Source organism: Streptomyces regalis, assembly GCF_001509475.1.
Classification (GTDB): domain Bacteria; phylum Actinomycetota; class Actinomycetes; order Streptomycetales; family Streptomycetaceae; genus Streptomyces; species Streptomyces regalis.
The window spans coordinates 58,351-82,444 of the sequence record NZ_LLZG01000198.1; the positions used below are offsets into that span (position 1 = coordinate 58,351).

General features: G+C 70.0%; 24 protein-coding genes and 3 pseudogenes. 5 read left to right on the forward strand and 22 right to left on the reverse strand.

The genetic code is table 11. From position 1 onward, the window contains the following. Positions 1–51 precede the first annotated feature (51 nt). Together ADL12_RS22075 and ADL12_RS22080 are read left to right on the forward strand one after the other, a co-directional pair. Positions 52–558: an Lrp/AsnC family transcriptional regulator gene (locus ADL12_RS22075; protein ID WP_062704407.1), complete on the forward strand. Its 507-nt coding sequence runs from the start codon at positions 52–54 to the stop codon at positions 556–558. Between the two features lie 63 nt (positions 559–621). Next, positions 622–2,310 carry a DUF885 domain-containing protein gene (locus ADL12_RS22080; RefSeq protein ID WP_062704408.1) on the forward strand — a complete coding sequence of 563 codons (1,689 nt, stop codon included), beginning with the start codon at positions 622–624 and terminating at the stop codon, positions 2,308–2,310. Positions 2,311–2,352: 42 nt separating this feature from the next. On the opposite strand, the gene ADL12_RS22085 is transcribed toward ADL12_RS22080, so the two are convergent. From ADL12_RS22085 to ADL12_RS22095, 3 genes are all read right to left on the reverse strand, one after another. After that, the gene (locus tag ADL12_RS22085) at positions 2,353–3,186 is read right to left on the reverse strand and encodes an SDR family oxidoreductase (protein WP_062704409.1); all 834 of its coding nucleotides are present in this window, start codon (positions 3,184–3,186) and stop codon (positions 2,353–2,355) included. A 63-nt stretch (positions 3,187–3,249) separates the two neighbouring features. Further along, positions 3,250–3,765 (reverse strand): immunity 21 family protein, encoded by a 516-nt coding sequence (locus tag ADL12_RS22090; RefSeq protein ID WP_062704410.1) that lies wholly within the window; start codon positions 3,763–3,765, stop codon positions 3,250–3,252. 56 nt (positions 3,766–3,821) lie between these two features. Beyond that, on the reverse strand, positions 3,822–4,307 hold the full coding sequence (locus ADL12_RS22095; protein WP_062704411.1) for a rhodanese-like domain-containing protein: 486 nt from the start codon (positions 4,305–4,307) through the stop codon (positions 3,822–3,824). 94 nt (positions 4,308–4,401) lie between these two features. On the opposite strand from ADL12_RS22095, the gene ADL12_RS22100 reads away from it, so the two are divergent. After that, positions 4,402–4,848, forward strand: a complete 447-nt coding sequence (locus ADL12_RS22100) for an Lrp/AsnC family transcriptional regulator (protein WP_062704412.1) — start codon at positions 4,402–4,404, stop codon at positions 4,846–4,848. Positions 4,849–4,850: 2 nt separating this feature from the next. On the opposite strand, the gene ADL12_RS22105 is transcribed toward ADL12_RS22100, so the two are convergent. From ADL12_RS22105 to ADL12_RS56605, 5 genes are all read right to left on the reverse strand, one after another. After that, positions 4,851–7,946 (reverse strand): AAA family ATPase, encoded by a 3,096-nt coding sequence (locus ADL12_RS22105; RefSeq protein ID WP_062704413.1) that lies wholly within the window; start codon positions 7,944–7,946, stop codon positions 4,851–4,853. Then, entirely contained in the window at positions 7,943–9,106 is a 1,164-nt protein-coding gene (locus ADL12_RS22110) for an exonuclease SbcCD subunit D (protein WP_062704414.1), read from the reverse strand. Before ADL12_RS22110 ends, ADL12_RS22105 begins: the two co-directional genes overlap by 4 nt. 868 nt (positions 9,107–9,974) lie before the next feature. Then, positions 9,975–10,790, reverse strand: coding sequence for an oxidoreductase (locus ADL12_RS22115; RefSeq protein ID WP_079052198.1), 816 nt, complete (start codon positions 10,788–10,790; stop codon positions 9,975–9,977). Positions 10,791–11,309: 519 nt separating this feature from the next. Further along, a complete protein-coding gene (locus ADL12_RS50765) occupies positions 11,310–11,798 on the reverse strand; it encodes an enoyl-CoA hydratase/isomerase family protein (RefSeq protein ID WP_341846372.1) in 489 nt (162 codons plus the stop codon). Continuing rightward, positions 11,780–12,628 carry an alpha/beta hydrolase gene (locus ADL12_RS56605; RefSeq protein WP_244188003.1) on the reverse strand — a complete coding sequence of 283 codons (849 nt, stop codon included), beginning with the start codon at positions 12,626–12,628 and terminating at the stop codon, positions 11,780–11,782. The genes ADL12_RS50765 and ADL12_RS56605 overlap by 19 nt, the downstream gene beginning before the upstream one ends. Positions 12,629–12,788: 160 nt before the next feature. On the opposite strand from ADL12_RS56605, the gene ADL12_RS56610 reads away from it, so the two are divergent. Further along, positions 12,789–12,989, forward strand: coding sequence for a hypothetical protein (locus ADL12_RS56610; RefSeq protein ID WP_062704417.1), 201 nt, complete (start codon positions 12,789–12,791; stop codon positions 12,987–12,989). Between the two features lie 16 nt (positions 12,990–13,005). On the opposite strand, the pseudogene ADL12_RS58525 reads toward ADL12_RS56610, so the two are convergent. From ADL12_RS58525 to ADL12_RS22160, 7 genes and pseudogenes are all read right to left on the reverse strand, one after another. Continuing rightward, positions 13,006–13,278 (reverse strand): annotated as a pseudogene (locus ADL12_RS58525) (leucine zipper domain-containing protein); the annotation flags it as partial. Between the two features lie 111 nt (positions 13,279–13,389). Continuing rightward, a complete protein-coding gene (locus tag ADL12_RS22135; RefSeq protein ID WP_425265132.1) occupies positions 13,390–14,142 on the reverse strand; it encodes an oxidoreductase in 753 nt (250 codons plus the stop codon). Positions 14,143–14,578: 436 nt separating this feature from the next. Then, positions 14,579–14,848 carry a MarR family winged helix-turn-helix transcriptional regulator gene (locus ADL12_RS22140; protein WP_062704418.1) on the reverse strand — a complete coding sequence of 90 codons (270 nt, stop codon included), beginning with the start codon at positions 14,846–14,848 and terminating at the stop codon, positions 14,579–14,581. 227 nt (positions 14,849–15,075) lie between these two features. After that, positions 15,076–15,315 carry a hypothetical protein gene (locus tag ADL12_RS58125; RefSeq protein WP_062704419.1) on the reverse strand — a complete coding sequence of 80 codons (240 nt, stop codon included), beginning with the start codon at positions 15,313–15,315 and terminating at the stop codon, positions 15,076–15,078. Then, complete coding sequence (locus ADL12_RS58130; RefSeq protein ID WP_208614590.1) at positions 15,312–15,521, reverse strand: hypothetical protein; 210 nt, start codon at positions 15,519–15,521, stop codon at positions 15,312–15,314. Before ADL12_RS58130 ends, ADL12_RS58125 begins: the two co-directional genes overlap by 4 nt. Positions 15,522–15,835: 314 nt before the next feature. Continuing rightward, the gene (locus ADL12_RS22155) at positions 15,836–16,426 is read right to left on the reverse strand and encodes a TetR/AcrR family transcriptional regulator (RefSeq protein ID WP_062704421.1); all 591 of its coding nucleotides are present in this window, start codon (positions 16,424–16,426) and stop codon (positions 15,836–15,838) included. A gap of 416 nt (positions 16,427–16,842) precedes the next feature. After that, entirely contained in the window at positions 16,843–17,343 is a 501-nt protein-coding gene (locus tag ADL12_RS22160; RefSeq protein ID WP_062704422.1) for a PaaI family thioesterase, read from the reverse strand. A gap of 105 nt (positions 17,344–17,448) precedes the next feature. On the opposite strand from ADL12_RS22160, the gene ADL12_RS22165 reads away from it, so the two are divergent. Continuing rightward, complete coding sequence (locus tag ADL12_RS22165) at positions 17,449–17,916, forward strand: winged helix-turn-helix transcriptional regulator (protein ID WP_062704423.1); 468 nt, start codon at positions 17,449–17,451, stop codon at positions 17,914–17,916. A 327-nt stretch (positions 17,917–18,243) separates the two neighbouring features. On the opposite strand, the gene ADL12_RS56620 is transcribed toward ADL12_RS22165, so the two are convergent. The 7 genes and pseudogenes from ADL12_RS56620 to ADL12_RS22190 all read right to left on the reverse strand — a co-directional run bounded on the left by ADL12_RS56620 (position 18,244) and on the right by ADL12_RS22190 (position 23,617). Beyond that, positions 18,244–18,669 carry an AMP-binding enzyme gene (locus ADL12_RS56620; protein ID WP_341846373.1) on the reverse strand — a complete coding sequence of 142 codons (426 nt, stop codon included), beginning with the start codon at positions 18,667–18,669 and terminating at the stop codon, positions 18,244–18,246. After that, positions 18,667–18,891 (reverse strand): annotated as a pseudogene (locus ADL12_RS58135) (AMP-binding protein); the annotation flags it as partial. The gene ADL12_RS56620 and the pseudogene ADL12_RS58135, both read right to left, overlap by 3 nt. A 142-nt stretch (positions 18,892–19,033) precedes the next feature. Further along, positions 19,034–19,821, reverse strand: a pseudogene (locus tag ADL12_RS57750) (AMP-binding protein); the annotation flags it as partial. A gap of 43 nt (positions 19,822–19,864) precedes the next feature. Then, entirely contained in the window at positions 19,865–20,212 is a 348-nt protein-coding gene (locus tag ADL12_RS22175; protein WP_062704424.1) for a hypothetical protein, read from the reverse strand. A gap of 238 nt (positions 20,213–20,450) precedes the next feature. Then, positions 20,451–21,362 carry an alpha/beta fold hydrolase gene (locus ADL12_RS22180; protein WP_244188004.1) on the reverse strand — a complete coding sequence of 304 codons (912 nt, stop codon included), beginning with the start codon at positions 21,360–21,362 and terminating at the stop codon, positions 20,451–20,453. Positions 21,363–21,425: 63 nt separating this feature from the next. After that, the gene (locus tag ADL12_RS22185; RefSeq protein ID WP_062704426.1) at positions 21,426–22,487 is read right to left on the reverse strand and encodes an alkene reductase; all 1,062 of its coding nucleotides are present in this window, start codon (positions 22,485–22,487) and stop codon (positions 21,426–21,428) included. 338 nt (positions 22,488–22,825) lie between these two features. After that, positions 22,826–23,617, reverse strand: coding sequence for an SDR family NAD(P)-dependent oxidoreductase (locus ADL12_RS22190; RefSeq protein WP_062704427.1), 792 nt, complete (start codon positions 23,615–23,617; stop codon positions 22,826–22,828). Positions 23,618–24,094: the final 477 nt, after the last annotated feature.

Here is a 24,094-nt window from a genome sequence, read left to right on the forward strand (position 1 = left end):
ACTGAACACCGGCCGGGTCCCGACGGCGGAACCCCGTGCTACGTTCGGCCAATGGCTGAATCTGTCGTACTGGATCCGGTCGACCTGCATCTGCTGCGGCTTCTGCAGAACGACGCCCGGACCACCTACCGCGATCTCGCCGCGCAGGTCGGGGTCGCGCCGTCGACCTGTCTGGACCGGGTGACGCGGCTGCGCCGTGCGGGCGTGATCCTCGGCCATCAGCTCCGGCTGGATCCGGGCAAGCTCGGCCGAGGGCTTCAGGCGCTGCTGTCGGTGCAGGTCAGGCCGCATCGGCGGGAGCTGGTGGGGCCGTTCGTGGAGCGGATCCGTGCGCTGTCGGAGTCGCTGACCGTCTTCCATCTCACCGGGCCGGACGACTATCTCGTCCATGTCGCGGTCGCGGACATGGCGGATCTGCAGCGGCTGGTGCTGGACGAGTTCACGTCCCAGCGTGAGGTGGCGCGGGTGGAGACGCGGTTGATCTTCCAGCAGTGGGACTGCGGGCCGCTGTTGCCACCCGACGCGCCGGGAACCACGCCCTCAGCGAAATCCGGCTGATCGGGGCAGGGGCCGGTGGAACCGGGCTGACGCGGCACCGGTCGTCGTATGAGGATGGACCGCATGTCAGAGACCAACAGCCCGCTGCCCCGTGAGGTCGCCGACGCCTATGTCGACGAGCTCATCGCCCTCGACCCGGTCACCGGTACGTATCTCGGCGTGAAGGAGAGTTCGAGCAAGCTCCCCGACCTCTCGCCCGCGGGCCAGGAGGCGCTCGCGGACCTCGCGCGGGCCACGCTCGCTCGGCTCGACGAGGCCGAGCGCCGGCCCGGCGCGGACAGTGACATCGAGCGCCGGTGTGCGCGCCTGCTGCGCGAGCGGCTGACCGCGGAACTCGCCGTGCACGAGGCCGACGAGGGCCTGCGCACGGTCGGAAACATGGCCACGCCCGCGCACTCGGTGCGCGAGATCTTCACGGTCACACCGAATCAGACCGACGAGGACTGGGCGGCGATCGCCGAGCGGCTGCGCGCGGTGCCGACCGCGTACGCCGGCTACCGCGAGGCTCTCGCGCTGGGCCTGGAGCGCAAGCTGTACGCGGCCCCGCGGCCGACCGCCACGTTCATCGAGCAGCTCACCGAGTGGTCCGACACCGGCGAGGGGCGCGGCTGGTTCGAGGACTTCGCCTCGGACGGTCCCGAGTCGCTGCGCGCGGAGCTGGACGAGGCCGCCCGCGGGGCGACGGCCGCCGTGGTGGAGCTGCGGGACTGGATGCGCGACGTGTACGAGCCCGCGATCGAGGGCGCGCCGAACACGGTGGGCCGCGAGCGCTACGCCCGCTGGGCCCGTTACTTCAACGGCATCGACCTCGACCTGGACGAGGCGTACGCGTACGGCTGGTCCGAGTACCACCGGCTGCTCGGCGAGATGAAGAAGGAGGCTGAGAAGATCCTCCCGGGCGCCGTGACGCCGTGGGTGGCCCTTGCGCACCTCGACGAGCACGGCCATCACATCGAGGGCGTCGACGAGGTCCGCGAGTGGCTTCAGGGCCTGATGGACGAGGCGATCGAGAAGCTGGACGGCACGCACTTCGAACTCGCCGAGCCGGTACGCAAGGTGGAGTCGTGCATCGCCCCGCCCGGCGGTGCGGCGGCGCCGTACTACACGCCGCCGTCGGAGGACTTCTCGCGGCCGGGCCGTACCTGGCTGCCGACGATGGGCCAGACCCGCTTCCCGGTCTACGACCTGGTCTCGACCTGGTACCACGAGGGCGTCCCCGGCCATCACCTCCAGCTCGCGCAGTGGACGTACGTCGCCGGAAGCCTCTCCCGCTACCAGGCCACCATCGGCGGGGTCAGCGCCAACGCCGAGGGCTGGGCGCTGTACGCGGAGCGGCTCATGGACGAGCTCGGCTTCCTCACCGACCCGGAGCACCGGCTCGGTTACCTCGACGCGCAGATGATGCGGGCCGCCCGCGTCATCGTCGACATCGGCATGCACCTGGAGCTTCAGATCCCGGCCGAGTCCCCGTTCCACCCGGGTGAGCGCTGGACTCCGGAGCTGGCCCAGGAGTTCTTCGGCACGCACAGCAGCCGTCCCGCGGACTTCGTGGAGAGCGAGCTGACCCGGTATCTGACGATCCCGGGCCAGGCCATCGGCTACAAGCTCGGCGAGCGGGCGTGGCTGCTGGGCCGCGACAAGGCGCGCGAGCGGCACGGCGACGCCTTCGACCTCAAGGCCTGGCACATGGCGGCCCTGTCCCAGGGTTCTCTGGGCCTGGACGACCTGGTGGACGAGCTGTCCGCACTCTGATCGGCGGACGCCGTGAATCCGCCCTCGGAGCCGGTGCTGTGATCAGCGCCGGAATCCGCCCTCGGAGTCGATGACCTGTCCGGTGATCCAGCCCGCCTCGTCCGTCGCCAGCCAGGCGATGAGGCGGGCCGGGTCGTCCGGCATGCCCCACCGGCCGGCGGGAAAGCGGGCCGCCACCGCCTCGTATGCCTCGCCGGTCAGGTAGTCCGTGTCCACAGGGCCGGGGTTGACGGTGTTCACCGTGATCCCCTGCCCGGCGAGCGTGGTCGACAGGGAGCGGGTGATCGAGGCGAGGGCGCCCTTCTGGAGGGCGTAGGCGATCTCACCGGGCATGCCGCCCGCGATGTCCTGGCCGGAGGTCATCATCACGACACGGCCGCCGGGGCCGGCCGGCCTCAGCCGGGCATGGGCCTGGACGAGCAGCAGCACCGAGCGGGTGTCGACCGCCCAGTGCGCGTCGAGCATCGCGGCGTCGACCTCTTCGAGGGTGCCGTCGGAGCCGCTAAGCGCGTGGTTGGCGATCAGGATGTCGAGCCGCCCGCCGAGCGCCACGGCGGCCGTGGCGACCAGTTCGGCGGGCGCGGCCGGGTCGGAGAGATCGCCGGGGCCCGCGAGGACCCGGGCCTCCGGGTCGCCGAGCGCCTCCCGCACGGAGGCGACGACCTCCTCGGGGCGGTCGGCTCCCCAGGGCATGGCGGCGTCGTGTGGCACATGGTGGTGCAGATAGACACTCGCCCCGTACGCGGCGAGCCGCCGGGCCACGGCATGACCGATGCCGGCGCGTCTGCCGGCCCCGGTGACCAGGGCGGTCCGGCCGCGCAGGGGCAGAGGGTCACGGCGCAGGGCCTCGGGGGCGGGGTGCGGGAGTCGGGGCATGGCAGTTCATGATGGGCAACGCCGGGGCGCGGCGCACCTGGTTATCGGCGCGGGCCCGCAGGGTCAGTGCGGCAGCCGCCGGAGCTGGACGAGCCCCAGCCAGGTCTCCGGGCCGGGCTTCACCTGGGCGGCACGGACCGCGTACGCCCCCGGCTCCAGAGCCACCCGCAGATGCTCGGTCCGTTCCGTCTCCGGTCCCGGCCAGGCCGAGTCGAACAGGACCACCGTTCCCGGCACGTTCCAGCGCACCTCGTGTTCCCAGACCGCCGTGGCGAGCGCGGCCGGAACCCGGGCCAGGAGCTCCTCCTCGGAATCGGCCGCGCACCAGCGTACGAACGTGCCGTGCTCGGGCAGATAGGAAGTCGAGGCGGGCTCGTCACCGAACACCAGCGCCGCGCTGTCGCCCACGGGCAGGAGTCCGACGGACCCGTCGACCTCGCAGGCCCGGTCGTAGTCCGAGGCCGTCTCGTCGCCGTCGGCGCCGGCCCAGAACGGCAGCACTGTCTCAGGCACGGCTATCAGGGGGCCGCCGCCCGACTCCACCCACTCCACCGCGCCCTGTTCCGCGTATCGCACCATGGCAGCAGAACCTACACGCACCGCGGGCTCGTCCTCTCACCGCGATCGACTTCCGCTCAGCACCCGCAGTTCTCGGCCTCCACCGGTGCCGTGAGCGGGTCGGCGGTGCGGCGCTCGCGGCCCTGCCAGGTCTCGAACTCGAAGCCCTCGCGCGCCCAGTACTCGAAGCCGCCGAGCATCTCCTTGACCTGGTAGCCGAGTTCGGCGAGGGCGAGGGCGGCGCGGGTCGCACCGTTGCAGCCGGGGCCCCAGCAGTACGTCACGACGGGCACGGACCTGTCGAGGAGCTGCTCGGCCTGTTCGGGGACGAGGGCGGTGGGAAGGTGGATCGCGCCCGGGATGTGGCCCTGGTCCCAGGACTCGGTGGAACGGGAGTCCACGACGACGAACCCGGGGTCGCCGTCCTGGGCGAGTGCGGCGGCGACGTCGGAGACGTCCGCGTGGAAGGCGAGGCTCGCCCGGAAGTACGCGGCGGCCTCGGCGGGAGCGGCGGGGGCGACGCGCAGGACCGGGTTGGCAGTGGTGAGAGCAGTAGTCGTCATGACCAGAAATCTATGGCCAGTGATCCACTCCTTGAAGTGCAGATCCCCGGCGTTCTCCTTGATCTGCCGGTGATTTCCCTGCTATCTCTCGCCCATGACCTCCTATTCCCCGGACGCCACCGACTGGCGCATCCTCGATGTCCTCCAGCGCGAGGGCCGCGCCAGCTTCGCCGAGCTGGCCCGTGCCGTCTCCATGTCCGCGAGCGCGGTCACGGAACGGGTGCGGCGGCTGGAGGAGGCGGGCGTCATCCAGGGGTACGCGGCGGTCGTCGACCCCGAACGGCTCGGCCTGCCGATCCTGGCCTTCGTGCGCCTTCGCTATCCGAACGGCAACTACAAGCCGTTCCACGACCTGGTCGCCGCGACACCGGAGATCCTGGAGGCACACCATGTGACGGGCGACGACTGCTTCGTCATCAAGGTCGCCGCGCGGTCGATGCGGCACCTGGAGGAGGTGTCCGGCAGGATCGGCACGCTGGGCTCGGTGACGACGAGCGTCGTCTACTCATCCCCCCTGCCCCGCCGGCCGCTGGGCCACTGACGTCACCCGCCGCCCCGCTGCCGCAGCACCGACCCCGATCTCCCCTTCACCACCTCCAACTGCGCATGGATCCGCCGCCGCAGATCGGCGACATGGCTGACGATCCCCACGCTGCGGTCCCGCTCCCGCAGGGAGTCGAGAACGTCGAGCACCTCGTCGAGGGTCTGGTCGTCGAGGCTGCCGAAGCCCTCGTCGATGAAGAGGGTGTCGAGGCGGACCCCACCGGCCTCGTCGGTGACGACGTCCGCGAGCCCGAGGGCGAGGGCGAGGGAGGCGAAGAACGTCTCGCCGCCCGACAGCGTCGCGGTGTCCCGCTCGCGCCCCGTCCAGGCGTCGACGACGTGCAGGCCGAGCCCGCTGCGGCCGCGGCCGGCCCGGTTGTCGGAGTGGACGAGGGTGTAGCGGCCGGACGACATGCGCTGCAGCCGTACGGTCGCGGCTGCGGCGACCTGTTCCAGGCGTGCCGCCAGCACATACGCCTCCAGGCGCATCTTGCGTTCGTTGTCCGCCGAGGTGCCGGCCGTGAGCGCGGCGAGGCGGGCCACGCGGTCGTACTCCCGGCGCAGCGGGGCGAGTTGGCGTACGGCGGTGGCCGCGCGGGTGGACAGCCGGTCGAGCTCGGTGCAGCGTCGGGCGGCCGCGTCGCGCGCGGAGGAGGCGTCGCGGACGCGCTGCGCCGCGGCGGAAGCGGCACGCTCCGCGGAAACGAGGTCGGCGGGCGGCTGCTGGGCGGCGGCCGCGGTGTCGGCCTCGGCGAGGACGGCGCGTACGGCGGCCTCCTCGGACTGCCAGGCGTCGAGCCGTCGCTGGAGGTCGCGGTGCGCGGCGTCGTCGAGGAGCGCGGCGGCCGCGGCCTGCGGGGTGTCGAAGCCCGCCCTGAAAGCGGCGTCGGCCAGGCGGGCGTCGGCGTCCTTGAGTCGCTGGGCGGTGTCCTCGGCGACGCGCGCGGTGTCGGCCGCGTCGGTGAGCAGCGCGACCTGCCGCTCCAACTGCGCGGCCCGCGCGGCCACGCTGTCGGCGGCACCGCGGGCTTGGGACAACTCCGCTTCCAGGGCGCCCTTCTCGCGGTCCAGCCGTTCGCGGTGACCGACCCGGGCGGCGGCTCGGACGGCCGCCTGCTGGTGGGCGGCAGTGCGCCGCTCGTGTTCCGCCTCGGCCTGACGCAGCTCCTCGTGGACGGAGTGCAGCGTCGAGGCGTCCCTGCGGGCCTGCGTGAACAGCTGCTCCAACTTGTCGGCGGCTTCCGCGAGTTGGCTCGTCGGCAGGTCGCCGGCCTCGGCACTGGCGGCGGCCAGGGCTTCCCGTACGACGCCCAGGCGCCGTTCGTTCTCGGCGTGCCGTTCCTCAGCCTGCTGGTACGCGGCCTGTGCCCGCTCCTCGGCTTCCCGGTCGACGTGTCCGACGTCCTTGCGGGCGGGTGCGGGGTGGTCGGTGGCGCCGCAGACAGCGCAGGGTTCGCCGTCCTGGAGCTGTGCGGCGAGTTCGGCGGCGATGCCGTTCAGGCGCTGTTCCTTGACGTCCAGCCAGTGCGCCTTGGCCTTCAGCGCCTCCTCCTGGGCGTCGGAGGCCTGTCGGGCGGCCGTTTCCGTGTCACCGGCCAGCTGGTCACGCATCCGCGCGGCGGCGAGCTGCCGGCGCGCGGGCTCGCGCTGCACGGCCAGCTGGTCGGCGCGGCTCGCGGCCTCCTGCGCGGACTCGATACGGGCCTGCAGTCCGGTCCGGGTCTCCTCCCACCCGGCGAGCCAGGCCTCCGCATCCAGCCGGACCTCGTCGTCCGCCCGCTCCTGGCGGTCCAGGTCCGCGCGCTCCGCGACGAGTTCGGCCAGCCGCTGCTCACCGCGCCGGGCCGACTCCAGCCCGCCCAGCTCCTCGGCGACCCGACGCGCGGCGGCGGCGAGCCCGGCGGCACCGGCGTCGCCGAAGGTGTCGGGCGTCCGGGTCCCCGTGTCCCCGTATGTCCCGACTCTCTCTCCTCCCTCTCCTGCCTCTCCTCCCGTGCCTCCCGCGCCCCCTTCGCCGAAGGCGCCTCGCAGCAACGCACGCGCGCGTGCCTCCGCCACGGCCGCCTGCCGGTGTTCGGCGTCGATGGCCTCCCGCAGCTCCAGCGCCGGCGCCACCGCCTCGGCCTTGCGGGCCCGCTCCATGCGTGCCTGCGCCTCCCGGTACGCGTCGGCCCGCTCCTGAAGCAGCCGGGCCCGCTCGCGCGCCTCGGCGAACCGCCGCTGCAGCCGCTCCACTTCGCGTACGTCGGCCCGGGTGTGGTCAGCGGCGGCCTGGGCGGACTCGGCGGCCAGGAGGCGGCAGTGGGCGACGGTCAGCTGTTCGCGGGCGGTGCTGCGGGCGACGGCGGCGGCACCGAGGACGGCCTCGGCGAGGCCGGGCTCGCCCGGTGCGAGGTCGGGCAGCTGCATGGCGTCGCCCGCCGCCTGCTGCATCCGGTGGGCGTCGGCCAGCAGGGCGGCGTCGCCGTCCCGGACCTGGGCCTCGGCCGCCCTTCGGCGCTCGGCGAGGCGCTTTTCGACCTCGGCGAAGCGGTGGGTGTCGAAGAGGCGGCCCAGCAGCTTGCCGCGGGCCTCGGCGTCGGCGCGCAGGAACCGGGCGAAGTCGCCCTGGGGCAGCAGGACGACCTGGCAGAACTGCTCACGGCTCATGCCGAGCAGCTGGGTGACCTCCTCGCCGATCTCCTGGTGCGAGCGGCTGAGGTCCTTCCAGGCCCCTGCCCGCGCGTCGTACTCGCGCAGCCAGCTCTGCGCCTTGTCGAGCGTCGTACCGGAGCCGCGTTTCTTGGGGCGCTCCCAGGGCGGTTGCCGGGTGACCTCCAACCGGCGTCCGGCGACGGTGAGTTCGAGGCGGACCTCCGTGCGCGTGCCGGCCGCCGCGTGGTCGCTGCGCAGGTTCATGCCGCCCTGGCCGCTCTGCCGGGCGCCCGGCACGGAGCCGTAGAGCGCGTAGCAGACGGCGTCCAGGACGGAGGTCTTGCCGGCGCCGGTCGGTCCGTGCAGCAGGAAGAGCCCGGCCGCCGACAGCGCGTCGAAGTCGACGGTCTGAGAGCCGCCGAAGGGCCCGAAAGCCATCACGTCGAGGCGATGGAGCCTCATCGCGCCACCTCCCGCACGGCCTCGTCGGCCCGCACCGCGTCGAACACGTCCCGCAGCACGCCTTGTTCGTGCTCGTCGGGCCCGGCGCCCCGTACATGTGCCACGAAGTCCTCCGCGATCTCCTGGTCGCTCCGGCCCGCGAGCCGCTGCGCATAGGACACGTCGGGATCGTCCGACGCCCGCTCGGGGTCGAAGACGAGGCTGAGTGCGTGCGGGAAGCGCTCGGCGAGACGGGCCATGGGGTCCGCCGGGCGCACGGCGTCCGTGAGCGTCGCCTCGACCCACGCCTCCTCGTGCCGCGCGAGCCCGGCATCGGCGAGCAGTTCCTCCAGCGTCCCCCGGATCCGGGCCAGGGCACGCGGCACCGGACAGTCGACACGCTCGGCCGTGACCGCGCCGCCGGCATCCAGGTCGACCAGCCACATGCTCTTGCGGTGGTCGGCCTCCGAGAAGGAGTACGGCAGCGGCGAGCCCGAGTAGCGCACGCGATCGGTGATGGTCTGGCTGCCGTGCAGATGGCCCAGCGCCGCGTAGTCGACGCCGTCGAAGACGCCGGCGGGCACCGCGGCCACCCCGCCGACGGTGATGTCCCGCTCACTGTCGCTGGCCTCACCCCCGGTGACGAAGGCGTGCGCGAGGACGACCGACCGCGTGCCACGCGCGCGTGTGGCGAGGTCGGCGCGCACCCGGTCCATGGCGGCGGCCAGCACGGCCTCGTGCCCGGGCCTGTCGACGCCGAACTCGTCCTTCACCAGGGCGGGTTCGAGATAGGGCAGGCCGTAGAAGGCCACGTCGCCGAAGTCGTCCTGGAGCACGACCGGTGTGCCGCACGCCGAGGGCTCGGTCCGCAGATGGATGCCCGCACGCCCGATCAGCCCCGCGCCCACGCCGAGCCGGCGCGCCGAGTCGTGGTTCCCGGAGATCATCACCGTCGGCACACCGAGGTCGGCGAGCCGGTGCAGGGCATCGTCGAACAGCTCGACCGCGGCGAGGGGCGGCACCGCCCGGTCGTACACGTCCCCCGACACGACCACCGCGTCCACGCCGCGCTCACGCACGGTGGTGACGAGGTGACCGATGAACTCGGCCTGGGCCCCGAGCATGTTGACCCGGTGGAACGCCCGGCCGAGATGCCAGTCGGAAGTGTGCAGAATTCTCAAGACGCCGCTCCGACCTGCATGTTTCCCCCTAGTTCGCCCCTGGACTCAGCACCGAACCAGCACGGTCCTCGCCTTCAGCACCGACCACGCTAACGCCTGTCAGTACCTGATCCATCACGGACCTCAGTCTGCCACCGGCATCGGGCGTCAGATCTCCTTCGGGCTTCGACACCTCGAAGATCAGCCGGTGGCCGTTCGTCTATGCGGGCTCCACTCCGATGCCGGTGCAAACCCCCGGATCAGGTCGAACCCGTACACCACTTCCGTGGACGCAACCCAACGGGACAACTGTGACCGCGGGCCATCGCTGAGCGTCACAGTGGCCTGTGACTTCCGGCGGTAGGTGGCCAGCCCTCCCGATGAATGGGCTGCTCACGGGCCTGTGCTCAACCGCAGGTGGCCACTTCACGCCGCGATAGTTGGCCAGCCGGACACTGGAATCTGCGCCTCCGGCGACAGAACCGCAGCTCAGGTGATCACCGAGGAGCGCGCGGCCAACTATCGCTACGCATTGCCAACTATCGGCGCGTGTGACTGAGCGTCTCAGATGGTTGTGACCGCGCTTCCGTGATGATTACGACGAGAGGAGGACGCTGGCTCCGAGCAAGCGGCCGTGCAACTCGGCCTGTCACCGTTGAGTGGATGGTCAAACTTCCCTGCATTCCGCTCTGCCCGTCGGGCACGATGTGGCGTATGCGAAGGGGGACTTCATGGTGCCAGCGTGTGCTGTGGGCCGTTGGCATCGTGTCGGCTGGTTCCGGTCTGGCGGGTGTGTGGTGGACTTTCGGGAACATCAGGAATGCCAGAGATGTCGGATGCATCGGAGACATCCGGGCGGAATCGGCCCCCTTGAAGCCGGACGGGGATGTCAGGCGGGCATCCGGTTGGTCTTGCGGATCTGCTTGTCGAACGTTCCGGCGGGGACGAGGCGGCGCGCGGTGGTGACGCGTGAGGCGAGCGGGCCGGCGGTGTAGCGCAGCTTGGGCTTCTTGTCGGTGGCCGCGGTGACGATCGCTTTGGCGACGACGGCGGGGTCGTCGCCGTCCTTCATCGCCTGCGCGATCATCGCGTCGAAGTCGCGCCGTCGCTCCGCGTACAGGGCAAGGGGGATTTCGGGCTGCGCGGCGTTGGCGTCGAAGCTGGTCTTGGTGTAGGCGGGCTGGACGATCAGGACCCGGACGCCGTGCTCGCGGACCTCGTGGTCCAGCGACTCGGAGTAGCCCTCGATGGCGTGCTTGGAGGCGACGTAGAGGGCCATGAAGGGCTGGGGGACGACGCCGAGGACGGACGAGATGTTGATGACGCGTCCGCCTCCCTGGGCGCGCATGTGCGGCAGGACGGCCTTCGTCATACGCATGACACCGAAGACGTTGATATTGAAGACGCTCTGGGCCTGGGCGAGGGAGTTCTCCTCGACGGCGCCCGCCGAGCCGATACCGGCGTTGTTGACCAGGACGTCGATGCGTCCGAGCCGGTCGATCGCCTGCTCGACCACGGCGGTGGCGGATTCATCGCTCGCCACGTCGAGGTCGAGGTAGCTCACACCGGCGGGCGGGGTGAGCCCGGAGGTTTTGCGGCCGGTGCCGATCACCTCGAACCCCGCCGCGACGAGGGCGCGGGCCGCCTCCTTGCCGATCCCCGAGGACGCTCCCGTCACGAGTGCCACCGGCCGAGTTATCGCCATCACAGGCTCCTTGGGTCATTGAATTACGATCGTATGACCATAGAGGGATCGTCGGCCGATGGCAAGTGCTCACCTCCGGCGGTCCGGGAAAGATCCAGGAAACGTGGGATGCAGTACGGGAAAGATCACGAGCGGACGACGAGCAGGTGACCGAGACCACCACCGCCAGTCCTCGCATCAACCGCCGCACTCGTCGACGGCGGCCTCTGTGCCGTCCTCACGCACCACTTCGGACTTGAACACCCCAGAGCGGCAGGCCGACCGAGCCCTGTTCACGGGGATGGTCCCGATGGTTGAAGGTGGCCACCCCACTGGTCTCCGACATGCCGAAAACCCTCCAGGATCGGGACGTCGAAGCGTTTCTCGAACTCGGTGAGGACCTCGACGGGCAGTGACGACCCGCCCGCTACCGCGACCCGCAGGACGGCTGCGATCTTGGCGAGGTCGCACCGGTCCGCATCCGGGTGGTCAAGGAGGGCGGTGCCCCCTCAAGTGCCGGGGTTCTTCGTCAGGCGGTGTTCACCGGCTCTCCTGACGTGCGATGCCTAGGTAGTGGCCCAAGCGGAGTTCCAGCTCTTCGGGACCCTTTTCGGCAGCGAGCTTCTCGAACTGAGGCAGGAGTGCCTGGACCCCTGGCCAGGTCAGAGAGCTCAGGAATTGCGTGTAGGCCGCTCGCAGGTCGGCATCGGGCGGGAGCGTCGCCCGGTTGACCTGAGCCTTGGCGGCTGCCAGCGCCGTCTTGTCGAATGACGCCAGCCGGGTTGCCACACCGCCCACGAAGCCGTCCAGTTCGGCGTCGGCGACGGTGCGGGTCACCCATCCGTAGCGTTCTGCCGTGTCGGCGTCGTAGTCATTGCCGCTGAGGATGGCTTCGAGTGCCCGATCCCGTCCGATGAGTCGGGGCAGGTGTTCTGTGCCCCCGCCGCCGGGAAGAATCCCGCCGCCGTGAGGACGAAAACCCTCTCCGCGATCTGCATGTCGATCTGCCTTCACTTTCGGTCGGCCCACAGTGCGCCCTTCAGCGCCCGTGCCTGCCGGCGCCAGAACTCCCGCGAGACCTCGGCCTTGGGAAACACCAAGTCGAAGCCGTGGAAAGCGCCGGGGACGATGTCGAGGTCGCAGGGGACGCCGCTGTCACTCAGCCGACGCGCATACTCGACGTCTTCGTCGTGGAAGAGATCGAGGGTGCCGACGCCGATCCAGGCCGGAGGAAGACCGGTGAGATCCTTGCGGCGGGCTGTGGCCGAGTACGGGGAGACGTCCGGGCCCGCGACGGCGTCGCCGAGGTAGGACGACCAGCCGTACCGGTTGCTCTTGGGCGTCCAGACGCGCACCTTGAGGGTGTCCAGGTCGGTTCTCGTCGTAGTGCGGTCGTCCAGCATGGAGTGGAGGAGCAGTTGGAACACCGGCCGGATCTCGGCCCGGTCATGGGCGAGCAGCGCGAGGGCCGCGGCGATTCCGCCGCCTGCGCTGGCACCGCCGATCGCGATGCGATCGATGTCGATGTGCAGGTCGCCCGCGCGCTCGGCCAGTCCACGCAGCGCGGCGTAGGCGTCCTCGACCGCGGCGGGCGCGGGATGGTCCGGCCCCAGTCGATAACGAACCGCGGCGACGGTGATGCCGAGCTCGCGGGCGAAGGCGATGTTCGTACGGTCGTCCTGCTCGGGTGCGCCGAAGATCAGCCCGCCTCCGTGTACCCAGAGCAGCGCCGGAGCCGCTGCCTTCAAGCCGGTCGGCTGGAAGACGCGAAGCGAGACGGACGGTGCGTCCTTCGGCCCGGGCACGACGATCTCCTGAACCGTGACGTCCGGCCCTGGATCGGTCGAGCGCCACTTCACGCTCCGCACGATGCGCGACGACAGACGTCCGCAGGACACATTGGGGATGAAGCGACCTCGTGTGAGATCGGGGTGGAAGGCACTCATCGGGTCCTCGTTCTTTCCCTCGTCGAGGGTGTACGGAATCGTCCGGCCACCCGGCGGGTGGTCGGCGTCGAGAGTGGGGACGGACGGCTATAAAGCCGGTGCGACGGATGACGTCGCGCAGTTGCTCGCCGGTCGGCGGGTCGAGGTCACGCAGGCGGTTGAGTCCTCGCCGCACGAGAATGCGGTGCACGGTGGCTGGCGCGACCGTGACGCCATGCAGCCGCTTGAGGTCGGCGGCAAGGCGAGTGGGCCGGTGCTTGGTCTGCCGCCGTAGCGCTTGCCAGGTCCGCGATGTCCTCTGGGCTTCGGATGGGGCTGCTGGCCGGCCGGGAGGAGTGATCCAGCAGACCGTCTTCGCCGTGCGCTTGCCGACGGGCGTACCACTTCGCCAGGCAGCGGTGGGATATCCCGGCCTCAGCGGCGACGTGCGCGATCGGACGCCCAGCGTCCACACGTTCGCATAATCGGCGACGCCCTTCCGGCGTCAGCGGGGAATTGGGATGCCCCGCCGTATCAGCCCGTCCTGGTCCCGGATGTGAGCACTCATCCGTTTCAGCATGCACCTGGGCACTGACAACGCCCCCGCGCCGAGGGCGCGCGACGGTCAACGTGCATCGTGATCATTCTCAGGCGCGAGCCGATCGAGTCGCACGCTGATCCCCGGCCCGTGGCTGTCAGGGGGTCATCCGGTTGAACTTGCGCACGGACTTGTCGAAGGTCCGGGCGGGGAGGATGCGGCGCAGCACTTTGAGGCGTGGGGCAAGCGAGCCGGCGGGATAGCTCAGTTTCGGCTTCCGGTCGGTCGCTGCCGCGACGACCACCTTGGCGATGGCGGCGGGATCGTCGCCGCCCCTCAGCCCCTCCTGTATCACCTCGTCGTAGATGGCCCGTTGGTGGGCGTATACCGGCACAGGGGTGTCGGCCTGCACCGAATTCGCGTCGAACGGGGTGTTGAGGGGGCCGGGCTGGACGCGCAGGACCCGAACACCATGCTCGCGGATCTCGTGGTCCAGGGACTCGGTATAGCCCTCGACCGCATGCTTGGTCGCGATGTAGACGGACATGAAGGGGTTGCCGACGAACCCGCCCAAGGAGGAGATGTTGATGACGCGTCCGCGGCCCCGGCCGCGCATGTGCGGCAGGACGGCCTTGGTCATGCGCATGAGGCCGAAGACGTTCACATCGAACACGCGCTGTGCCTGGGCGACGGAGATTTCCTCGGCGGCGCCGTCGATGCCGAGCCCGGCGTTGTTGACCAGGACGTCGATCCGCCCGAACCGCTCGATCACCTGCTGGACGACGCTGCTCACCGAGTCGTCGCTGGTCACGTCGAGGTCGAGGAACGTCACACCGCCACTGGAAGTGCTCCCCGACGCCTTCCGGCTCGTCCCGACCACGTCGAACCCCGCCTCGACGAGTGCGTGCACTGTCGCGTTGCCGAGCCCGAGGACGCGCCCGTCACGAGTGCCACCGGCCGATTGGCTGTCATGACTACCTCCCGAAGTTTTTATATTACGACCGTAATGTCATGGAGGTCTGCTCGGCACAACCCTGATCGCGATCGCCGACATCCCCGCACCTGCTTCAGCCGTGTACGCCCCTGGCCGCCGCACACTCGCACCCACGACCGTCGACCCCGTACTCGCCCCGGACCGCACCCCCGCCGTCCACCCGGGCTGGAGCCGTTCACGGACATCACCCTGCGCCAGGTCAAGCTCCTGGAGTGGGTCGGCGCCGCCGGCCGACGGTTTCGAGCGCCCGTGCCGCAAGTGCGGTCGGCTCGGGTAGGCGGCTTGGGCGGCGAAGCAGTCGCCGTCCGCCAGGCAGGACGCCTGCCATTGGCTCGTTGCCCTGGAAAACCCCTCAGTTCCGATGCCGGACGTCGAAGTGCGCGGAGTGCGCGGTCAGCTTGCCGAGCAACTCGTTGAGGGTCTGCTGCTCGTCCTCACTGAGGGCGCCCGCCCACTCCTGTTCACGTGCGTTGTGTGCCTGGAAGGCAGTGGTGATCGCATGCAGGCCGGCCTCGGTGAGGCCGAGCTGGACAGCGCGCCCGTCGTAGGAGGCGCGCTCCTTGCTCACCAGGCCGTCCCGTTCCAGCGTGTTCACCAGCGCCGACACGGCGGCTCGGCTCATGCAGGACAGCTCCGCGACCTTCTACCGACCGCTGCACACAACTGCCCGCACACAATTCCGCCGGCAGCCGCCCGGTCGCGAAGGCGGGTCTGCCCCGGGCGGTGCACGGTGATCGGCCAGTCAGGCCAGGTCCGGTCCGGTCCGGTCCGCAGTGACGGTGTCCGCAGCGACGCCAGAGGCGAAAGCCCTGTTCTGACGCCGCCGCGCCAGGGCTCCGTACGGGCCTCCTACCTGCTCCCGGGCAGCACCTCGGACTCGGTCACGGCAACCCGGTCCGCCGCCGCTTCGGCGGCATGGTGCTGTGCCACCCAGATGTGCCGCAGGCCGAACCAGGCGACCAGCGCTATCAGCGCGACGGCCACCCCGGCGAGGACGAAGCCGAGGGTGAACTGCGATTCGACGGGCAGCGCCGGGGAGCCGGCGGGGAGGTGCCCGACGCTCTTGGAGGTCGGCACGGTGGTGATCACCGCGCTGCCGATGGCGCTGCCAGTGGAACGGGAGATGGAACCGGCCGGTAGGCGAACATCCGCATGTCGACCAGCGGTTCCGGCACCTGCCGCTCGACCAGCACCCATACAGCGCTCATGGCGGCGGCACCGGCGAAGCAGCCGATCGTACTCAGTGAGGACCAGCCCCACTCGTTTCCCTGGGTGATCGGCAGCAGAAGCAGCACGAGAGTCGCGGCAGCGCACGGAACGCGCGGCTCCCCGCATTCGGCCAGGGCGAATTGATGCGTACGTGCGGTGGTACGGCCGTCAACCGTGGCCGCGGCCTCGGCCTCGGCCTCGGCCGGGAGCACTGCCCGGTGCGAGCCGTGAAATGCCCGTCGCGGTTCAGGGCGCAGGAAATGGAAAGAGCATGCAGCTGCTGGCGGCGCAGGAGGTGATCCCCAGTGGCGTCGGCTGCGTCCCAGCTGGAGAGAACCTGCCGGCTTCGGACCGCTCCCCCGAGAGCCACGGCCTGGGGCTGGGATTGGGGTTGGGTGCGTCAGACGCGCTGCCCGGCGTCCAGCAGGGCGAGGGCATTGCTGATCCCCTGATCGAGGAGCTCTTTGGCGAGTTGACTGTCGGTCAAGGCGCGGGAAAGCTGCAGTGTCCCGGCCATCAGACCGAGAAGGCTGAGCGCCCTCACACGTGCGGAGGACGGGTCCTCGGGCGCCATGCGGGCGGCAATGCCGTCGATGAGGACCAGCACGCCGTCGGTGTACGCCTGCCTGGTTGTGCCGGTGCAGCGCCCGATCTCGTCGAGCAGAGCAGCGTTGGGGCAGCCGTCGCCAAGGCTGTCGCGGTGCTGGGGCGACAGGTACCCGCGCACAATCTGCTCGAGTCCGGCACGGCCAGGCGCAGCCCGCGCGACGACATTCTCGGCCTGCACCTTCAACTGCTCGGCGATTGCCGTGGTGACGAGGTCATCTTTGGATTTGAAGTGAGCGTAGAAGGCCCCATTGGTCAGCCCCGCGTCCTTCATGAGCGTCGAGACCCCGGAGCCGTCGATACCGTCTTGCTTGAGCCGGCGGCCCGCCGTCTCGATGATCCGGCGCCTCGTCTCCGACTTGTGCTCTTTTCCGTACCGCACCACAGCACACGCTCCTTCGCCGACCGGAAGGGCCTGTTGCCCTTCACCGGCTTCACCAGCCTATGGTATTGCGAACGTAATCCAAATGGTCGACAGCGGCGACGGTCTGCCGCCTCGCTACCAGTCGCCCTCTGCGGCAAGGACGACGGGCGAGCGCCTACGCGCCAACGCCCCCGACCCCAACACCTTCTACGGCAGCGGCGCTGCCGGCTGCACCGACTCCCCACCCACACCGCCTGAGCAGAGCACCCGGCGCCCGAGGGGGGCGTCTCCCCCCGGGCGCCCAGGCATGGCTGCGACACACACCAGCCTCACAATCGACGAGCCACCAAGGGGCAGCGGGCCGCCGCCGAGCGGAATATCGATGCACTCCCTGTTGCCCCGGCTGCCCCCACGGACCGAGGCCCCTGTCTGCGGAGTCACACCCGAGGGGCGGGTACCGGGAAGAGCATGCAGCTGCTGGTGGCGTGGGCGAGCAGGCGGTCCGTCGCGTCGACCAACTGGGCCTGGGCGAGGGCGGTTTGGCGGCCCTTGCTGACCACTGTGCCGATGGCGCGCACCGGGCCCGTGTCCACGGTGATCGGTCGCAGGAACTTCACGGTCAGGTCGAGCGAGGTGTACGCCATGCCTTGCGGGAGGGTGGACTGGACGGCGCAGCCCGCCGCCGAGTCGAGCAGGGTGGCGAAGATGCCGCCGTGCACGCTGCCGATCGGGTTGTAGTGCTCCTCTCCCGGCGTCAGGGAGAAGACCGCCCTGCCGGGTTCCACCTCGTCCAGGGTGAAGTCGATGGCGTAGTTGATGGGCGGCCCCGGCAGTCGCCCCGCATGCAGCTCGCGCAGGAAGTCGATGCCGGCCATGCGCCCGGCGGCCTCCGCCAGGATCGCGGGATCTTCCCATTGGTACGTACGCGTTCGCCCCACGGTCCAGTGCCCTTCCCTCTGCCTGTCAGCTGACTTTTTCAAGTGAAGCTAGACTTTTGTTCACCTGGCTGTCAATGGCGAAGTCAGCTCCCTTACGATGGCGGAATGGAGTGGCTTGAGGCGAGCACGGAGAACTGCCCCGTCCAGCGCACGCTCGACGTGATCGGGGAGAAATGGACGCTGCTGATCCTGCGTGACGCCGTCAACGGCGTCCGCCGCTTCGACGACTTCCACCGCCACATCGGCCTGTCGGAAGCCGTCCTCAGCAACCGCCTCCGCAAGCTGACCTCGGCCGGCATCCTCAAGACCGTCCCCTACCAGGAGCCCGGCAGCCGCTCCCGCAACGAGTACCGCCTGACCCGCAAGGGCTGGGACCTGTGGCCCGTCCTGATGGCGCTCAGCCAGTGGGGCGAGGCATACGCCCTCGGCCCCGAGGGCCCCGTACTGGACGTCCGCCACACCGACTGCGACGCCCCGGTCCGCGTCGTCGTCGAGTGCTCCGCGGAGCACTCCACCCTGACTCCCCGTGACGTCACCGCCCGGCTGGGAACAGGCGCCCGCCTCCGGTCGTGAGCCATCGGCCTCGCGATCGCGGGCCGGACAGCGGTGAGACATCAGCTGAGTGCCGTGTACTCCGCCGCTCTCAGATCGCTTCGCCGCGCGGGACCGGACACGATCCGGGACCGGGTCGCCGCAGGCCCCGGCGGTCATGCTTGCCGAAGGCGGCGGTCCGGGGCGTTGCGCTTGTCGGCGAGTGCCTCGCGCAACGCGGATTTCATGATCTGGTTCGACAGCACTTGACCGTTGGGCAGGATCAGGTGGTCGGACAGGAGGTCATGGGTGGTTGTCCTTCGGTGGGGACGGGTGCCTTGGCATGGCACGTCGATATCGCCGAGGCGCTCAGGCGAGTTCGCGTTTGAGGATCTTGCCGGTGGACGTCAAGGGCAGTTCGTCGACGAACTGGACGACGCGCGGGTACTTGTACGCGGCGAGCCGCTCCTTCGCCCAGGCGGCGAGCTCCTCCTTGGTTGTGCCGCTCCCGGCCTTCTTCACCACGACGGCCTTGACCTCCTGACCGTGGGATTCGTGCGGTACGCCGATGACGGCGACCAGTGAGACGGCGGAGTGCTCCATGAGCACTTCCTCGACCTCGCGCGGGCAGACGTTGAAGCCGCCTCGGATGATCATGTCTTTGGATCGGTCGACGATGTAGCAGAAGCCGTCCTCGTCCTTGCGGGCGAGGTCCCCGGAGCGGAACCAGCCCTCCCTGATCGCCTCGGCCGTCGCCTCGGCCGTCGCCTCGGGCCGTTTGTAGTAGCCCTTCATGACGTTGTGCCCCTTGATCGCGATCTCCCCGATCTCCCCGATCTCGCCGGGGCCGCCCTCGACCTCGGGCCAGTCGTCGCGGATCAGTTTCATCTCCACGCCCGGGATCGGCACGCCGATCGACCCGACGCGGGGCTCCTCTCCGAACCGGGAGAAGGAGGCGATCGGGGAGGTTTCGGAGAGTCCGTATCCCTCGAGGATCGTGACGCCGAAGCGGTCCTTGAACTGCTTGTGATCTCGCCGGGCAGCGCTGAGCCACCGGCCACGCGAAGATTCGCGGCCAGGCGGGCGACGTCGACCGTGTCGTCGAGGCGGCGAGAAGACCCCAGTACATCGTCGGAACGCCGGCGAAGTACGTCACGTCGTGGTCGAGCATGAGACGCAGGGCTGACCGCGCCTCAAACCTCGGCTGCATCACGATCGTGCCGCCGAAGGCGAGAGCGCCGTTCTGGATCACGGTCTGGCCGAAGGAATGGAACAGCGGCAACGCACACCGGTAGGTGTCGGGGCGCTCGGGGTCGGCGGCGAACAGGATGCGGCTGACGAGCGCGTTGTCGTACGTGTTGCGGTGACGCAGTTCCGCGCCCTTGGGCCGGCCGGTAGTGCCGGAGGTGTAGAGGACCACCGCGGTGTCGTCCTCGTCGCGCTCGACCGTCCGGAACGTCACCGGCTGCTCGGTGACGACCGCGGCGTACGACTCCGGCGTCCCGCCCCCGGCCCACGGCGCGCCACCGCCCTCGATCAGGAAGAACTCGCTACAGCCCTCGGTGGCCTGGAATCCCTCCCACGCGGTCTGCCCGATCGGCAGCTCCGCCGTGCCTTCGAACGCGAAGTACGCCTTCGCGTCGGAGTCGGTGAGGTGGTAGGCGACCTCGCGAGCCTTCAACAGCACGTTCAGCGGCACGACCGCCGCCCGGCCTTGAGGATGCCGAAGTAGACGCTGGTGAAGTGGAGAAGGTTGGGGCAGGACAGTGCGACCTTGTCCCCCGGTTGGATGCCGCGCGAGACGAGCAGGTTCGCGACGCGGTTGGCCGCGGCGTCGAGAGCTCTGTACGTGATGTGGTCGTCACCGAAGACGATTGCGGTGCGCTCCGGGTACCGGGACGCGGAATCCGCCAGGATGCGTGGCACATTGCGGGTCGGGCTGTGCATCGTCGTTCTCCTGGTTCTCGGGGTGGGACGAAGGCGGGGTAGGTCACGTCTGGACGAAGTCCGGAGGCGACACGAAGCCGTCCACTTCGCGCCCCAGCAGAGCCGCGAACTCGATGGTGGTGAGATCGCCCCTGCTCGGGCCCATGGCCTGCAGACCGATGGGCAGTCCGCTCCTGCCTCTGCGCACCGGGATGGCCGTAGCCGGACCGCCGGAGACATCGGCGACGGCCGCCCGCAGCACGGTGAGGACGTCGTCGACGGCTGCGGCGACGTCGCTGCCGACCGGACGCGACGGATCCTCGGCCCGGACGGTGACCCGAGAGTCGGCGAGCTTGGTCGCGCGCGGCGGTGCGCGCGTAGCTGAAGCCGCCGTCGTGGTCGGCCGTCCCAACCGTCGTCTGCCGGACCGGGACGAGATCGCGGGCGTCGCGGACCCGCGCGCCACCGCAGGCCATGTCGGCGTCCGTCCACCGTCCCGATCCAGCAGGCGCGCGGATCTTGCAACTGCCGCGCCCGTACCGCTAAGTGGGTCCGGGGAAGTGCGGGTGCGTTCCCGCGTCCTCCGGCACGCCGAGAGTGCGTGCCGGGCGGCGTGGGGGCGTGCCTGAACTTCCCCGGGGTCGCTCAGGTCAGATCTTCGTCTTCTCCCGGACCCACGCGCCGATCTGTGCGATGGCGGCGTCGGTCTCCGGAATCCGGCCGGCACCGTAGACGTACGAGTGCTGGCCTCCCGGGACCACCACGGTCGCCGTGTCGATTCCGGCGTCCTTGACGCGGGCGGCGAACTCCTCGTCCTCGCCGGCCAGGACCTCGTACGTGCCCCAGGAGACGAGGGTCGGGGGCAGACCGCTCAGGTCCGCCCGGTTCAGATTGATCCGGGTGTCCGTGAACTCGATGCCCGTGCCGCCGATCCAGGACTCCCGGAAGAACTCCAGCAGATCCTTGCTGAGTATCTTGTCCGTCTCGGCGTTGGTCGCGATGGTCTCGTTGGCGATCTCGAGGTCGCACCAGGGGGAGATCGACACGATGGCGCCGGGCAGCGGCTGCTTCTTGTCGCGGAGGCGAAGCGCCAGGGCGACGGCGATGAACCCGCCGATCGAGTGGCCGATCGTGATGATGTTCCCCGGCTCATACCCTTCGGAGAGCAGCCAGTTGAAGGCCGCCTCCGCGTCGTCCACCTGAGCCGTGTGTTCCGGTGCTCGCCGGAAGTCCAGGACCAGTACGGGGGCCCCGGCGGCCTTGGCGATGTGGCCGGCGAGTTTCCGGTCGACGTGTGCTGAGGCCAGAACGGAGCCCCCGGCGTGGGTGTGCAGGAGGACGTAGTCGGTGTTGGCGTCGACGGGTTCGCACCAGATTCCCAGCACGCCGCCCGCGTCCACCTCCCGATAGGTGACGCCTTCCGGCTCCCGGGCCGCGAGATGGACTTGCTCCGCCTGGATGCGCGCCGCATCCAACTCGGACGGGGGATTCTGCCCTGTGGTCAGCCATTCCGCGAATTCGATGGCTTCCGGGCTCAGTTCAACAGCAGCGTGCTCAGACACGTGGTACCGCCATGGGACCATTTGGGCGTACCGGCCCGCCAGGACCGGTACGGCCGGGGTTTGTCAGGCGGTGTGGGTGGGGTAGTCGGTGTAGCCGGCCTCGCCGCCGCCGTAGAAAGTGTTGGGGTCGGGAGTGTTCAGGGGTGCGCCGGTGCGTATGCGCTCGACCAGGTCGGGGTTGGCGAGTGCCATCACGCCGACGGTGACGATGTCGGCCAGGCCGTCTTCGATGTCCTTCGCGCGGGTGGCGATGTCGGTGCCGGCCCGGTTGAGAACCAAGGTGTTCGGCCACAACTTGCGGAGGGTGTACAGGAGTTCGTCGTCGCCGCCGTGGCCGATGTGCAGGTAGGCGAGGTCGAGCGGGGCGAGGGCGCGCACGAGTGCCGGGTGCAGCTCGTGGGTGTCGCTCTCCGCGATGTCGTTGAACGGGTTGCCGGGAGAGATCCGGAAGCCGGTGCGGCCGGCGCCGATCTCGTCCGCCACCGCGGTGGCGACCTCCACCGCAAAGCGGATGCGGTTGTCGATGGAGCCGCCGTACTGGTCGGTGCGCTGGTTGGTGTTGGTGGCGAGGAACTGGTGCACGAGGTAGCCGTTGGCGCCGTGGATCTCGACGCCGTCGGCGCCGGCCGCGATGGCGGCCGCCGCGGCGCGCCGGAAGTCCTCGACCGTCGCGGCGACCTCCTCGGTGGACAACTCGCGCGGAACTGGCATCTCCTGAGGGCCGGACGGGGTGAACATGGTGCCCGCCGGCTGGACCGGGGAGGGGGCGACCGGCTGCCGGTGGTGGGAGGTGTTGTCGGGGTGGGACATCCGTCCGACGTGCATGAGCTGGATGACGATGCGTCCGTTGACCCCGTGCACGGCGTCGGTGACCTTGCGCCAGCCGGCGATGTGCTCCTCGGAGTAGATGCCCGGGGTCAGGAGGTAGCCCTGGCCGTCGGCGTTGGGCTGGGTGCCCTCAGTGATGATGAGGGCGTGCGAGGCGCGCTGGGCGTAGTACTCGGCGTTCAGCTCGGTGGGTACGCCTTCCGGGGTGGACCGGTCCCGCGTCATGGGGGCCATCGCAAGCCGGTGCGGCAGGGAGATCTCCCCGGCGACGATCGGGTTCCACAGGGCGTTCAACATGGAGTTTCCTCAATTACGGGTGAGAGAGAGCTGCGGGGTGGCGGGCTGCCTGCCCCGCGGGCAGCGCGTAGTCGGTGACCGGCCGGATAGGCCCGGTGACCTTCTACCGTGGAAGGCGGACTGCGTGGAGGGGCAGTCGGCGGTGCGGACGGGCGTGCAGTCGCGCACATGACCGCCGCCAATGCATGCGGTGCTGGGCCCCGGCTGTTCGTACGGGCGGGGGCAGGAGGAGGCCGAGTGCGTCGGTCTTCCCCCACGCCACAGGACGCATCGGTCGTGTGCGGCAGCGGCCGTGCCGTTGTCACAAGGGGACTGCCGCACCGGAGTCGGAGCGGCGGTCAGCCGCGGTAGCGATCGGCCGGGACCCGCTGCGACAGGTTCGGGACGAGCGTCTGACGTGCCTTCTCGAACGACTCCCAGTCGCTGATCTCCGGCAGTGACGGGATGGTGACGGGCTCCCCGGCGTCGAGGCCGGCGAGCGCCGCGTCGACGGCGTCGTCCGCGCTCATGATCCACTCGTCGGGGAACGCCGCGAGGTCGAGGCCGGAGCCGTCCCAGAACTCCGTGCGGACAGCGCCCGGCAGCACGGCCTGCACCGTGACGGGGCTCTCGGCGAGTTCCTGCTGCAGGGCCTGGGTGAACGTCAGCACGTAGCTCTTGGTGCCGCTGTAGACGGCGCTGACAGGCAGGATGTTGAGGGCCAGGGCAGAGGAGATGTTCACCACGGTGCCGCGTCCGCGGGCCGTCAGGCCCGGCAGAACAGCGGTGGTCAGCCTGGTCAGCGAGGTCACGTTGAGGTTGATCAGTGCCTCGGAGGCCGCCGCGTCGGAGGTTGCCAGCGGCGTGAACAGCGACCCGCCGGCGTTGTTGATCAGTACCTCGATGCTCTCGTCGGTCCGTAGACGCTCCTCGACCACGGAGATCTGCGCCACATCGGTGAGGTCGGCAGTGACGACGTCCACTGCGCGGCCCGTGCGGCTGCGGATGTCCGACGCCAGCGTTTCCAGCCGCGCAGTGTTCCGGGCCACCAGGATCAGGTCGTAGCCCCGGTCGGCAAGCCGCTGCGCGTAGGCGGTACCCAAGCCGGCGGACGCGCCGGTGACGACAGCGGTCATGTTCTGCGTGGTCATGGGTGGATCTCATTTCTGGGCTGGCGGTTGAGTGGGGGCCAAAGCGTCGACCCCGCTTTAGATTACGATAAGTATCTAAAGACATCCAGTCAACGGCCCCCGGCGATGTCGTCAGCCACCGCCCGCAGTCGGAGACCGCTCGACGTGCAGACGGGGCCACAGAGTTGGCGGCCGATCAGGTCCGGATGGAGAATCCTCGGGCACATGGTCGCCGTGGACCGTCGAGCGCGACGCGAGCCGCTCCCAACCGGCGTCGGATCACCCCCGGCCACTTAGGGCGGGCAGCACGGTCTCCGGCTCGGCAGCCCCTCGGCTTGCCGCGTATAGGCTCAGGCGCCCAGAGGTAGGGCCCATTTGCCGCCAAAGGGGTTGAACATGCTGAACCGCTCCGGGTCTGATGGAGGCTCGATTCCCTGAGAGGATCGAGTCATGGCACGTCCGTCCCCCTACCCTGCTGAGCTTCGTGAGCGCGCGGTG

Coding starts and splice junctions, on each gene's coding strand:
- ADL12_RS22075 (WP_062704407.1), top strand. CDS start 52: ATGGCTGAATCTGTCGTACTGGATCCGGTCGACCTGCATCTGCTGCGG.
- ADL12_RS22080 (WP_062704408.1), top strand. CDS start 622: ATGTCAGAGACCAACAGCCCGCTGCCCCGTGAGGTCGCCGACGCCTAT.
- ADL12_RS22085 (WP_062704409.1), bottom strand. CDS start 3,186: ATGCCCCGACTCCCGCACCCCGCCCCCGAGGCCCTGCGCCGTGACCCT.
- ADL12_RS22090 (WP_062704410.1), bottom strand. CDS start 3,765: ATGGTGCGATACGCGGAACAGGGCGCGGTGGAGTGGGTGGAGTCGGGC.
- ADL12_RS22095 (WP_062704411.1), bottom strand. CDS start 4,307: ATGACGACTACTGCTCTCACCACTGCCAACCCGGTCCTGCGCGTCGCC.
- ADL12_RS22100 (WP_062704412.1), top strand. CDS start 4,402: ATGACCTCCTATTCCCCGGACGCCACCGACTGGCGCATCCTCGATGTC.
- ADL12_RS22105 (WP_062704413.1), bottom strand. CDS start 7,946: ATGAGGCTCCATCGCCTCGACGTGATGGCTTTCGGGCCCTTCGGCGGC.
- ADL12_RS22115 (WP_079052198.1), bottom strand. CDS start 10,790: ATGGCGATAACTCGGCCGGTGGCACTCGTGACGGGAGCGTCCTCGGGG.
- ADL12_RS22140 (WP_062704418.1), bottom strand. CDS start 14,848: ATGAGCCGAGCCGCCGTGTCGGCGCTGGTGAACACGCTGGAACGGGAC.
- ADL12_RS22165 (WP_062704423.1), top strand. CDS start 17,449: ATGGAGTGGCTTGAGGCGAGCACGGAGAACTGCCCCGTCCAGCGCACG.
- ADL12_RS56620 (WP_341846373.1), bottom strand. CDS start 18,669: ATGAAGGGCTACTACAAACGGCCCGAGGCGACGGCCGAGGCGACGGCC.
- ADL12_RS22185 (WP_062704426.1), bottom strand. CDS start 22,487: ATGTTGAACGCCCTGTGGAACCCGATCGTCGCCGGGGAGATCTCCCTG.
- ADL12_RS22190 (WP_062704427.1), bottom strand. CDS start 23,617: ATGACCACGCAGAACATGACCGCTGTCGTCACCGGCGCGTCCGCCGGC.